This is a genomic window from Dermabacter sp. HFH0086 (assembly GCF_000413375.1).
GTDB classification, from domain to species: Bacteria; Actinomycetota; Actinomycetes; order Actinomycetales; family Dermabacteraceae; genus Dermabacter; species Dermabacter hominis.
Window position 1 is genome coordinate 913,837 of the sequence record NZ_KE340308.1, and the last position, 12,385, is coordinate 926,221.

Annotated in this window: 10 protein-coding genes; 6 read left to right on the forward strand and 4 right to left on the reverse strand. The window is 56.6% G+C overall.

Translation table 11 applies throughout. The annotated features are described in order from the left end of the window. Window positions 1–3: 3 nt before the first annotated feature. The 4 genes from xylB to mmsB all read left to right on the forward strand — a co-directional run bounded on the left by xylB (window position 4) and on the right by mmsB (window position 5,320). A complete protein-coding gene (xylB, locus tag HMPREF1484_RS03960; protein ID WP_016663729.1) occupies window positions 4–1,371 on the forward strand; it encodes a xylulokinase in 1,368 nt (455 codons plus the stop codon). A 63-nt stretch (window positions 1,372–1,434) separates the two neighbouring features. Continuing rightward, window positions 1,435–2,550: a sugar-binding protein gene (locus HMPREF1484_RS03965; protein ID WP_016663730.1), complete on the forward strand. Its 1,116-nt coding sequence runs from the start codon at window positions 1,435–1,437 to the stop codon at window positions 2,548–2,550. Between the two features lie 35 nt (window positions 2,551–2,585). Continuing rightward, window positions 2,586–4,109: a sugar ABC transporter ATP-binding protein gene (locus HMPREF1484_RS03970; protein ID WP_269472710.1), complete on the forward strand. Its 1,524-nt coding sequence runs from the start codon at window positions 2,586–2,588 to the stop codon at window positions 4,107–4,109. Beyond that, entirely contained in the window at window positions 4,106–5,320 is a 1,215-nt protein-coding gene (gene mmsB, locus HMPREF1484_RS03975) for a multiple monosaccharide ABC transporter permease (RefSeq protein ID WP_016663732.1), read from the forward strand. The genes HMPREF1484_RS03970 and mmsB overlap by 4 nt, the downstream gene beginning before the upstream one ends. A gap of 279 nt (window positions 5,321–5,599) precedes the next feature. Here mmsB and HMPREF1484_RS03980 read toward each other — a convergent pair whose 3' ends face one another. From HMPREF1484_RS03980 to HMPREF1484_RS03995, 4 genes are read right to left on the reverse strand one after another with little or no spacing between them, the layout of a single operon-like run. Next, a complete protein-coding gene (locus HMPREF1484_RS03980) occupies window positions 5,600–7,579 on the reverse strand; it encodes a right-handed parallel beta-helix repeat-containing protein (protein ID WP_016663734.1) in 1,980 nt (659 codons plus the stop codon). A 31-nt stretch (window positions 7,580–7,610) separates the two neighbouring features. Continuing rightward, window positions 7,611–8,435 carry a carbohydrate ABC transporter permease gene (locus tag HMPREF1484_RS03985; protein WP_016663735.1) on the reverse strand — a complete coding sequence of 275 codons (825 nt, stop codon included), beginning with the start codon at window positions 8,433–8,435 and terminating at the stop codon, window positions 7,611–7,613. 2 nt (window positions 8,436–8,437) lie between these two features. Continuing rightward, complete coding sequence (locus HMPREF1484_RS03990) at window positions 8,438–9,358, reverse strand: carbohydrate ABC transporter permease (RefSeq protein WP_016663736.1); 921 nt, start codon at window positions 9,356–9,358, stop codon at window positions 8,438–8,440. Then, on the reverse strand, window positions 9,358–10,512 hold the full coding sequence (locus HMPREF1484_RS03995) for an extracellular solute-binding protein (RefSeq protein ID WP_232049686.1): 1,155 nt from the start codon (window positions 10,510–10,512) through the stop codon (window positions 9,358–9,360). The genes HMPREF1484_RS03990 and HMPREF1484_RS03995 overlap by 1 nt, the downstream gene beginning before the upstream one ends. Before the next feature lie 317 nt (window positions 10,513–10,829). Here HMPREF1484_RS03995 and HMPREF1484_RS04000 point away from each other — a divergent pair, with 317 nt between their 5' ends. Both HMPREF1484_RS04000 and HMPREF1484_RS04005 read left to right on the forward strand, forming a co-directional pair. Next, a complete protein-coding gene (locus tag HMPREF1484_RS04000; protein ID WP_016663738.1) occupies window positions 10,830–11,849 on the forward strand; it encodes a LacI family DNA-binding transcriptional regulator in 1,020 nt (339 codons plus the stop codon). A 103-nt stretch (window positions 11,850–11,952) separates the two neighbouring features. Continuing rightward, the gene (locus tag HMPREF1484_RS04005; RefSeq protein ID WP_016663739.1) at window positions 11,953–12,333 is read left to right on the forward strand and encodes a hypothetical protein; all 381 of its coding nucleotides are present in this window, start codon (window positions 11,953–11,955) and stop codon (window positions 12,331–12,333) included. Window positions 12,334–12,385 lie beyond the last annotated feature (52 nt).

A 12,385-nucleotide genomic window follows, 5' to 3' on the forward strand; every position in this document is an offset into this window, starting at 1 on the left:
CGCATGGCACTCGTTCTAGGGATTGACTCCTCGACCCAGTCCACCAAGGCGCTCCTCGTTGAGGCCGAAAGCGGCGAGATCGTCGAGGAACGCCGCGCACCGCACCCCGATGGAACCGAGGTCAACCCTCAGGCCTGGCTCGACGCACTCGAACACGCAGCCGGACCGCTCCTCGAGCGCGCCCAAGCTGTCGCTGTCGGTGGTCAACAGCACGGCATGGTTGCACTCGATGCCGAAGGAAACGTCGTGCGGGACGCGCTTCTCTGGAACGACACGCGGAGCGCGGGCGCCGCCCGAGACCTCATTGAGGAATTGGGTGGCCCCGCCGCTGCGGCCGAGCGAACCGGTAGTGTTCACGTTGCATCACTAACTGCGACGAAATTGCGATGGATGCGTGACAATGAACCGGAAAACGCCGAACGCACCTCGCGCGTTGTGCTTCCGCACGATTACATCAACCACGTTCTCGATGCTCGCGGCGGATTCTTCACCGATCGCGGCGATGCATCGGGTACCGCGTACTTTTCCCCGAAACTCAACGGTTACGATCCTGAACTTCGTATTCAAGCGCTTGGTCATGACTTTGAAGCGCCGGAGATTGCCGGGAAGCCGAATCAAATCATGGGTGAGACCAAAAGCGGCGCAGCGATCGCTCCCGGAACTGGCGACAATATGGCAGCAGCCCTCGGGCTCGGGCTTGGAAGAGGGGATGTTTCGGTCTCTATCGGAACTTCGGGTGTCGCGGCGATGGTCGTTGATGCGCCCGTCGCCGATCCTACTGGCGCCGTGACCGGTTTCGCGGATGCCACCGGTCGCTGGCTTCCGCTTGCGTGCACTCTCAACGCCTCGCGGATCCTCGACTTCGGGTGCCAAATTCTTGGGGTGGATTACGAGAACCTCGGTGAAATGGCGCTCGCATCTGAACCCGGCGCTCGAGGTGTGGTCTTCATTCCTTATCTTGATGGAGAGCGCACCCCGAACCGACCGGAAGCAACAGGAACGCTTTTTGGGCTCACTCGCAAGACTCGTCGAGAGGACATTGCTCGCGCATGTGTCGAAGGGCTCCTTTGCTCTCTCGCCGACGCCGTCGGATTCCTCGAGAATGTCTCCGGAGAACAGAGCGAGCGACTTCTTTTCATCGGTGGAGGTATCAAGTCGCGTGCTGTGCGTGAATTAGCTCCCACGGTGTTCGGGCGCGAAATCCTTGTACCCGAACCAGCCGAGTACGTGGCTCTCGGAGCAGCTCGCCAGGCGGCCTGGGCTCTCCATGGTGGCGACACAGCACCCGAATGGTCCTTTGGCCGAACCCAGAGCTATTCGGGCGAAAGTGCACCCCAAGTTCTCGAGGCGTACCAAGAAGCACGCGGCTGAAAAGCCGTATCAACCGTAACCCCACAAAGCTCTGCGCGAGCCAATAGTTCGAAGGAGAACACCGTGAACCACACTGTAGGAAGGCGTGCGGTTCTCGCTGCGCCACTATTCGTCTCACTCTTGTTGAGCGGATGCGTGGCGGAGCGCCCAACCACAAGCCGAAAGATCGACCCGAGTAACGCCACTGTCGGCGTTTCCATGCCTACCAAATATCTTGAGCGGTGGAGCCGTGATGGTGGTAATCTTGATCGCCTTTTGAAAGAGGCTGGATTCTCGACGAGCTTGCAATACGCCGACAATAAGCCGGACATGCAGTTCAGCCAGATCCAGAACATGATCAACCAGGGCGTCGATGTGCTTGTGATCGCGCCGATCGACGGAACCATGCTCGCGCCAGTCGTTGACCTTGCTGCCGAAAAGGGAATCCCGACGGTTGCATACGACCGCTTGATTGAAGCAACCGAGGGCATCGGGTACTACGTAAGCTTCGACAACCGCACCGTTGGTTCGTATCAGGGGCAGTACCTCGTCGACACGCTCGAACCAGATCCTCAAAAACCAAAGAATGTTGAGTTATTCGGTGGATCGCCTGATGATCCCAATGCTGCACAGTTCTTCGGCGGAGCGTGGGATGTTCTCGCCGAGCACTTCGAATCTGGGGCTTTTACGTCGCCGTCGGGAAAGGTCCCCGCAAGCCCGGAAGGCTGGAAGCAAATCGGCATTCTCGGATGGGACAGCGCGCAAGCACAATCGGAGATGCAGACCCGACTCAACTCTTTCTATGCAGATGGAACCGAGCTTCACGCGGTGCTGTCCCCCAACGACTCACTCGCGCTTGGAATTGCTCAAGCCCTCGACGCTCGCGGTTACAAGGTCGGTGACAACTGGCCTCTCCTCACCGGGCAAGACGCTGACAAAGCGAACGTCATGAGCATTATCGCTGGCAAGCAGTCGATGACCGTCTTCAAAGACACTCGAAAGCTTGGCGAACGCGCCTTCACAATGGTCGACCAGATCATTAAAGGAGCGGACGTCGAAGTGTCCGAGGGCAAGGAGTACAACAACGGGAAAAAGGACGTTCCCACCTACCTCCTCGACCCGGCCGTCGTCACGAAGGACACCTACAAAGAGATCCTCGTGGATTCTGAGTACTACACAGAAGCTGATCTGGGGCTCTGACCGGCATGGTGCAAGAAACGCCAATCATCCTTGAGATGCAGGGAATCCGAAAGACTTTTGGCCCTGTTGTTGCGCTCGATCGAGTAGATCTTCAAGTCGCCAAAGGTGCCGTTCACGCAATTTGTGGTGAAAACGGAGCCGGCAAATCCACCCTCATGAAAGTTCTCTCGGGGGTGTATCCGGCGGGAGAGTATGAAGGTGCCATCGTGCTCGACGGTAGCGAGGTCGAGTTCAAATCGATTCGCGATAGCGAGAAGGCGGGAATCGCCATCATTCACCAGGAACTCGCGCTCGCGCCCAATCTTTCGATCCTCGAAAATATCTACCTGGGCCGCGCCAAAACCGCACGGTTTGGGATCAACTGGCAGCCCATGCGGCAAGAAGCAACTCGCCTTCTCGCCAAGGTAGGCCTAGACGAAAGTATTGACACTCTCGTCGGCAACTTGGGCGTGGGGAAGCAACAACTCGTCGAGATTGCGCGAGCGCTTTCGAAGGACGTCCGCATCCTCATTCTGGACGAGCCCACGGCCGCCCTTAACGACGATGACTCGGAACAGCTGCTCGAGCTCGTCCGACAATTGCGCGCTGAGGGCGTGGGGTGCGTGATCATTTCCCACAAGCTCAACGAGGTCGCCGCGATCGCTGACTCCGTCACGATCATCCGCGATGGGCTTACCGTCGAGACATTCCACGTGGCGGACGAGGGCGCGATCGATGAAGCCCGCATTATCCGTGGAATGGTCGGCAGGAGCCTCGATCACCGCTACCCCGAACACGAGCCGAACGTCGGCGAGGAATTGCTCAGAGTCGAAAACTGGACGGTTGAGCATCCGACCATCCCTCACCGCTTCGTCAGTAAGGAAATTTCACTCGACGTCAAGAGTGGCGAGATCGTGGGAATCGCCGGACTCATGGGATCCGGTCGTACCGAGTTCGCGATGAGTCTTTTTGGCCGCTCATACGGAACATACCGCTCCGGTGAAGTGTACAAGGCGGGAAACCTTGTAGACACCTCGAGCGTACGCAAAGCAATCGATAACGGCTTTGCCTACGTTTCTGAGGATCGCAAAGAGCTAGGCCTCAACCTCATCCAATCAATTCGGACGAACATCTCCTCAGCAAATCTCAAGAAACTCACGAAGCACGCGATGATCAACTCAAATGAGGAGATGCGTGTGGCCGAGCGCTATCGCTCAAGCGTAAGGATCAAAACACAAGATACCGGCGAAGCCGTCGGCAATCTTTCCGGAGGAAACCAGCAGAAGGTCGCTCTCGCTAAGTGGCTTTATACCGATCCGGAGATTCTCATCCTTGACGAACCCACGCGCGGCATCGACGTGGGAGCAAAGTACGAGATTTACGAGCTCATCAATGCTCTCGCCGACGAGGGGAAGGCAGTGCTCGTAATTTCTTCCGAGATGCCCGAACTCATCGGGATATGCGATCGCATATATGCCCTCAACGAAGGCAGCATCACAGGCCAACTCGGCCGAAACGAATTCTCACAAGAGGCCCTCATGCGCCTCATGACCAATCAGAAGGCAGGTGCGGCAGCGTGAGCGCATCAACAGAAACCGTAGAAAACACAAAAGCAAAGCCAAAGTGGCTGAGGACTCTCAATGTGCGTGAGTCAGGCCTCATCATTGCCCTCATAGGCATCGTCATTCTCTTTCAGATTCTCACCGGCGGGCGACTTCTCGTGCCAGACAACATCGCCTCGCTTATCCAACAGAACGCCTACGTCATGATCCTTGCGATCGGCATGATGCTCGTCATCATCGCAGGCCATATCGATCTCTCCGTCGGTTCGACCGTTGCGATGATCGGCGGTGTCTTCGGTGTCGCCACCATGAGCTGGCACATGAACTGGGTCCTTGCGATCATTTTGTGCCTTCTCGTTGGCCTTGCTGTTGGCGCGTGGCAAGGCTTCTGGGTGGCCTACGTCGGAATTCCGGCGTTTATCGTCACCCTCGCAAGCATGATGATCTTTCGCGGGTTTGCACAACTACTCGTCGGCCAAACGATTTCCGGATTTTCGCCGTCGTTCATTCAGATTGGTAACGGCGCGGTGCCGAACGTTCTTGGCTTCACGAATACTCCGGCCATCGGCTATCTAGAGGGCATTACCCTGCTCCTCGGCATCGCCGCAATCGTATCGTTTATCCTTTCTCAGCTTCGGGCTCGCTGTTTAAGGAGAGCACATGAGCTTGAGGTGTCTCCCGCGGGTATGTTCTGGGCGCGGATCATTTTTGTATCGCTGATTATTGCACTCTTTACATTCTTGCTCGCCAACTCCACTGGAGGCTTCCCCATTATTCTGGGCATTGTCGGCATTCTCGTGCTTCTTTTCGCGTGGGTGCTCGGCCAGACGCCGTTTGGGCGGAACATTTACGCGGTAGGTGGAAACTACAAGGCGGCTGCGTTGTCAGGTGTGAACGCGAAGGCTGTCACCTTCAACGTCTTCCTCATTGCCGGTGTTCTCGCGTCGATTGCGGGCATCGTCGTCACGTCGCGCGCCGGTGCTGCAGTGGCGAATGCTGGCCAAGGTTACGAGCTTGATGCCATTGCCGCTTGCTTCATCGGTGGCGCCGCAGTCACCGGCGGTGTTGGCAAGATCTCGGGCGCCATGATTGGTGCGCTCATCATGGGCGTCTTGAACATCGGCCTTTCCATCCTCGCGGTCGATCCCGCATGGCAACAGGCCATCAAAGGCATCGTTCTCCTCGGTGCCGTGGCCTTCGACCTCGTGAACAAGAAACGCGCCGCATAGGAGTTCATACGGCGCTTGACGAAGAACGGTGGATGAGAAATTCTCATCCACCGTTCTTTTCTTCTTGCCGGAGTCGATACAAGACGGCGGCGTGGAGGATGGCCGTGTTTATATCGCTTGTTGAGGGGCTGCGAGAAACGACTACACCAAAACCCAAGCCCACGGTTGCACTACCCGCTAGGCGAAGAGGGGTGAAGAGCACGGGAAAGGCTCCTCTGCCACCGTGATCGTGGCGAGGAGCCTTTCCGTAGCTTAGAAGGGATCGGTCTATAGGAGGAATTAACCCCAGACTTTTACGCGACTATGTCCCGCGGACAGAGCGGCAACCGGTCCGCGACCCGGTGTGTCGCCAACCTTTTCGCCTGTTACATCCACCTCGAACGACACCGGGGATCCGTCCGCGTCTTCGAAATCTGCGTAGGAGAAACGAGTAGGAGAGTAGGGATCATGGAGAGCGCAAGTCTGAGCCTCGCCTGCAGCAAAGCTCTCTGGTAGCTCAGCTTCAAGATAAACGCCATCCTCCTCTTCGACTATTGAGAACTGTGCCCCTGGGAGTGAGAGTGCGCCTTCCTCACGTGCTAGGGGCTGGGCGTTTCCACTGTAGGCATTGTCGCGAAGTTCGATGGGTTGGAGGGCGCCGAGGAAAGCCATGTGATCAGCGTTTCCGTAGGCTTTCCTTGCCTCGATGTATTCATCCATGGTTGCAGGGAAATCTCCGAAGCCGTCGGTGCCGAGACCGACGATCGACTTCTCAAGATCAGGCAGAATGCGATCTAAGTTGTACGCCGATTCAACCGAGTCGCCGGCAAAAATGTTGCCGCGGTAGCGATCGTCGCCGCCCTCGATCACTGCATATCCCTTTGGCGCGGTCGAATGGGGCAGGTGGTACGGCGTTGCGCGGTCGCGGACGTGCTCTTGGCGCAAGGTGCCTAGAAGCAGATTATGGATGTAGGCACCGCCCTGGGCGACATTTTCCACCGCTGCTTTAGAGCCGAAGACGTTGAAGTCGACGACATAAGGACCGTGTGAGACCTCCAAAAAGATGTCGCGGTTGTTGCGATAGAGGACATTTCGGCTAATCCGGGTGCCTTGGATCTCCCAGTCGAGCCAGATGCCAAGTGTGCAGTCATGAATACGATTATTAGCGATCACCGTGTCGATAGGGGCATGGAGTTTGATGCCACCAATCTCGTGACCGAAATACTCACGCCGCGTAGCGATGTGGTGGATATGGTTGTTTTCGATTCGTGAGAAGACGCAACCGAGGTGCCCTACGATGCCGTTCTGGCCGCAGTTATAGATCTCGTTGTTACGGACAACGTGCGAGCCGATGCGTTCCTTCGACCACCCCAGCATGTAGGCCTCGTAGACCGATTCGAGTTGGTACTGGTAGCCAGGCTTATCCCAACGCTTTTGGTGGTAGTTATCGCCTGTCGTCGCATCCTTCCCGAGAGAAACAGCCGAGCACTTTGCGTCGTGGATGAGGTTGTTCTCAATAATCCAACCCTTCGCCCACTTTGGGCCGATCAAGCCGGGCTGATCACCGGTTGGTGGCGCCCATGGTGTCGCAGCATGAGCCATCTCGAACCCAGCAACGGTGATGAAGTCGACGTGGGCTTCGACAGGAAAAAATACGCTTCGGCGAACATTGATCTCAGTGAGTTCCTCATTAGGGTCCACAGATCCGAAATTGGCCCAGATGTGAGTCGAGTCGGTATCGACTTCGCAATACCAGACGCGCCCTCCATGCGCGTAGCTCTCGGGGTCTACTGCAACCCCGGTCCAGTCGTCGTAGACGTTTTCGCGTTCCATTGGGCGATTGACGTCTTCGAGACTCGTAACTTCGAAAAAGGCTTCGCCGTTGAGGTATACCTCGCCAAGGTGCTTGTGTGGCCCTTCCGGTGCCGGGGTGAGAAGCCAGTCGCCGAAGAGTATTTCTTTGTAAGGGTTGAAATCACCGAAGAAAGAGTTAGGAACGTCAACCTTCCAGACGCCTTTGCCCTGATCTTCCCACGTGTCAATGATCTCGGAGCCTTTCACAACAGGGCGGCACCCCTCCGCTGCGCGAAAAGTGATACGTCGGGTATCGCTAAGGCCAGGATTGCTGGGTTTGACCCATTCTCGGTAAGTGCCATCACCGACTTCGACGGTGTCACCAGCAACAGCTACAGCGGCAGCCTCGCTAATGGTGCGGAACGGTTGATCCTTGGTGCCAACGCCCCCGGGGGCGGCAGAAGCAGAAACATAGAGAGTCGACATGGGGAAAACTCCTTGAGTAGTTGAAGTGCGGTTACTTGCCGAAGCCCGCGGTGAGACCCGCGACAAGTTGGCGTCGGCCAAAGATGTACATTGCGAGAATTGGCACGGCGGACAGTGTGACTGCCGCGAGAACTGCTGGAATATCTGCCTGGAACTCACCCTGGTAAGTCCATAGCGACATCGGCAGGGTCCGCTTATCGCCGCTCTGCGTGAGGATCAATGGGAAGAGGAAGTTATTCCAAGCATTGAGAGCGTCGTAGATTCCAACTGTGGTGATGGCCGGCATCGACAGTGGGAGAACAAGCTTCCGAAAGATTTTCCAGTCGCTTGCCCCGTCAACAATCATTGATTCGTAGAGTTCATTGGGGACGTCACGCATGAAGTTCACGAGGATCATGATCGTGATGGGGATTGCAGATGCAATTCCCGGCAAGATGAGGGCCCACAAGGTGTCGTAGAGGCCGATCTCCACGATGATCAGGTAAACGGGGATAATGATTGCCTGAATTGGGATCGCGATTCCGAGCAAGAAGAACTTGTTGCATAAGCGTGCGATACGAGAGTGCGAACGAACGATCACATATGAAGCAAGAGTCGATACAAAAAGGACACCGAATACCGTTAAAGCCACAACGAAGAGGCTGTTGAAAAGGTACATCGCGAAGTCATTTTCAAGCACTCTACCGTACGCCTCGAAAGAGGGCATTGAAGGGATAAGAGGATTCGTTGTATAGAACTCTGACTGAGGCTTGAGGCTCGTGATCACAATGTAATAGATCGGGACGATCGTGATGAGTAGCCAGATCCATCCACCAAGCGCGCCGAGAACATTGTGCTTGCGAATGAAGCTCAGCATGGCTATGCACCCTCCGATTGACTTTCCATGGAGTCAGACCCCGAGAGCTTCTGAAGTGAAAGCGAAAGGACCAGACCCACGACCACGAGAAGCACCGCAACGGCACTGGCTGGCCCCATGAGATTGCTGCGGAAGCCGAGCAAGTACATGTCCAGGGGGAGGATTCGGGTTGCGATTCCGGGTCCCCCCTGCGTAAGCGTGATAATGAGATCGAAGTACGTGAGTGAACCAACGATCATGAGGGTCGAGCTCGTCACGATGGTGTACTTCAGCTGCGGAAGCGTGATGGAGAAGAACTGCTTGATTCTGCCCGCACCATCGATCTGGGCAGCCTCGTACATCGTCTTCGGGATCTGACGAACCCCTGCCTGGTAAAGCAGAGAGTGGAACGGCACGAACTGCCACGAAATCACCAGGATGACTACGTAGAACGCTAGCTTTGGCTGGCCTAAGTAGTCTTGCGAAAGCACGTCGAGGCCGAAGGCATTGGAAAGCCCGAAATTTGGGTCCAACAAGGCCTTGAAGGCGATGCCTATGGCAGCTGCGGAGAAGAGCATGGGCAGGAAGTACAGCACCGAAAGGAACTCACGATACGTTTGCTCGCCCGCCATGAAGGTTCCTAGCAAAAGGCTCAGTGGGAACTGAACGGCATAGCTAAGAAGCGTCAGAAGCACAGTCAGCTGAATGGCATTGAGAGTTGTGTCATTGGAGAGGGCGTACTGCCAGCTCTCGAGACCCACGAACTGCGGAGTACCGATGCCGTCCCACTTAGTCAGGGACAAAACGAAAACCCCGATGAGCGGAATGATGCAGAAGAAGACGAAGAAGGCGAGTGCCGGGGTAAGGAGCCAAAGGCTTGGCCCCCTACCTACGACACGCTTGGTCTTCGGCTTCTTCTTGTGAGGAAGTGCCGAAGTTGACATCACAGGGTTCCGTTCATGTTCTTGATGAAGTCGTCCGGGGTGATGTCGAGTAGGAAGATCTGGCTCAGGTTCTGCAAAAGGGCTTGTGCGGGCCCAGCGTCGAGGGCTTGATCCCACGACATTTGGAAATGCGCCGCATCTCGTACGAGACCGTAAGCGAATTCGAGGTAGTCAGAGCGCTCGCTCGCACTCAAAGATTCCTCAATATTGGCAGCGGCCGGGACAGTACCAGCCTCAATGAGAGCCTTAATCGCCGTTTCTCCGAGGTTCATCTCGTTGAGGAACTTGATGGCGATCTCTTGGTCCTCTTCGGTGGCGTCTGCGGACACTGACCAGAAGTTTGCAGGGTTGCCGGTGACATTTGAGAGGTCCCCCTTGCCTCCGGGGACTTCTGGGAACGCGACGACATCGAGATTGCCTTCCGCCATCCAATCAGCTGCTGCTTCCAGGAAGTCGGAGTAAATCCACGATCCCTGAAGGATCATGGCCGCCTTGTCGGTGTAGACGAGAGCCACGTCTGCGCTCGCGTCGGACACAACCGAGCCGTAGCCACTGCCAAAGCCACCGGCTTTGACGAGTTCCTGGATCTTTTCAAGCGCTTCCTTAATCGCCGGGTCAGACCAAGAATCCGGTTCGCCGTCGAGGACACGCTGGAAGACTTCTGGGCCGCCGATGCGATCGGTCAGGTACTGGATCCACATGAGGTAGGGCCATTGGCTTGAGCCAGCAACAGCGATTGGCGTGACACCGGCTGCCTTGAATACATCAACCGCGGCGAGGAGCTCGTCCCATGTGGTTGGGACCGTCGCGCCATGTTCAGCAAAGAGCTTCTTGTTGATATAGAGCATCGATGGCTGACTATTGTTGTTCGGCAACGCATAGATTTTGTCATCGATCTTGCCAGCGTCGAGAACGGATGGGAGGGCGCGGCTAGCGGCCTCGTCGACCTTCCCAGTGAGATCGATGACTTTGTTGTTTTTCACGTAGTCGCGGAGGGTTCCACCGTTGCCCCACGAGTAGACAAGGGTGGGCTGGTTACCCGACCCAATGGCGGTTCGAATCTTTTCTTTGTATGAGTCGTTCGAGAAGTACTCGACCTTGATTTTGCTGTCGGAGTGTTTCTCGTTCCACTCATCAAAGGTGGCGCGGAACATTGCTTCGGCGCCACCGGTGAGAGTCCATGCCGTGGTGCCCGACCCAGCACCCCCCGGCCTTGTCCCGCCGCCGCATGCGGTGAGACCTAGAGCGATGGCCCCGGCTCCGAAGATGCTAAACGAGCGTCGAGTTAGGGTGAATGATGAATGAGACATGGGGTCCTCTTCCTTGAGTTCATGTGGTACATCGGGCCAACCGAAAAATTTTTCGTGGGCTTAGCTTCACTGTAAGGACAAACATGCGGCCTGGCGAGCGTAATTCTGAAATAGTTAGATGTAGAAACTAAAAAGTTGCGAAAAGTTTCGTTAGGGGAAGTGTGAGTGGGAAGATTACCCTTGCCAGGGTTGCTGCTGAAGCAGGAGTCAGCGTCGGTACGGTCTCTAAGGTTCTGAATAATCGCCCCGGTGTTGGTCTGGAGATGCGTGCGCGCGTGAGAAAAGTGGCCCAGGTGCTTGGGTACTCCAATCCAAGCGTGAACCTCGAGGCGCGACGTTTGATGATCATCTTTGACGCGCTCGAATCTCCGTACGCGTCAGAAGTCCTTACGGGGGTACTTGGCGCGGCTACGGCGCGAGGTTTCGATGTCCTCATTAACACAGTCGAAAGTGCTAGCGAGCATAGTTCGGGAGGGTCTCTTAGCGAGTGGCTCAAGAGCGGTGGGCATAAGGCCGATGGCTTTATCTTCGTGACAACACCATTGACCCCGGACCTTGCAGAAAGTATCCGCTACCTCGGGCTCCCTGTAGCTTTCGTCGATCCGACGAACTCTGTTGGATCTGACATTGTGCGAATCGGAGCAACCAATTGGGCAGGCGGACGCGAAGCGACTGAGCACTTGCTTCACCTGGGGCATAGGAGAATAGGGCACATTGCGGGCCCAATTCTGTCTGATGCGGCGGCGGATCGACATGAGGGATACCGAAGTGCGCTCACGCGTCATGGCGTCGAATACCGTCAGGAGTTTGTCAGGACGGCCCCCTTCACATTCCAAGGAGGCCTCGAGGCTGGCTTGGAACTACTTGACCAAGAAGAGCGACCCTCGGCAGTATTTGCTGCATCAGATGAAACAGCCTTGGGAGTATTGGAGGCTGCGCGCAGTCTTGGGATACATGTTCCGTATGACCTCAGTGTCGTGGGGTTCGACAACACTTCGTATGCGGAACAGAGCGCCCCGCCCCTCACAGTCGTGGATCAGCCCTTAAATGAGATGGGTGTTGCCGCAGTGAATGCAATCGTGGGTCTCTTGACCAATCCAGAATCAGTAACCAGGAGGCTTCAACTGGAGACAGGGTTCGTGATTCGCGGCTCGACTGCTCCGCCTCCCGTGATTGAGTAAAGCTGCTTGGGGCTGCGAGGAGGTCGAGCCAACGACCGAGTTGCCCTCAGAACTGTGTGCCACGATGGCTGTGTCCGTAGACATCCCTCTTGGAGGAGGAACCATGAAGAACAAGCTCATTCTTGCGACCGGCATCGCTATTGGTTTTGTGATCGGCTCGAAGATGGGCCGTGAGCCCTACGAGAAGCTCGAGGCAACCGCCAAGCAGTACGTCGATGACCCGCGTGTGCAGGAGAGGGTTGGCCAGGCGCGCGAAACCGTGTCGAAGGTGGCGAAGGACGCGGCTGAGACCGTAAAGGACAAGGCCCCCGAGGTTGCCGAGCAGGCCAAGAGCGCCGCGAAGGGCGCGGCATCGGCGGCCAAGGACAAGGCACAGGAGGCACGCGCCTCCCACAGGGCGAGCACGCCGACGGTGAAGGCCACCGATACGTCGAGCGACTCGAGCGTGGCCGGCGGCGACGCTGAGGTGCACGAGGCGAAGTAACGCTCCACGCGGCACTCGCCGCTGGTGCACAAAGAGCGCTCCCGGCGATCGA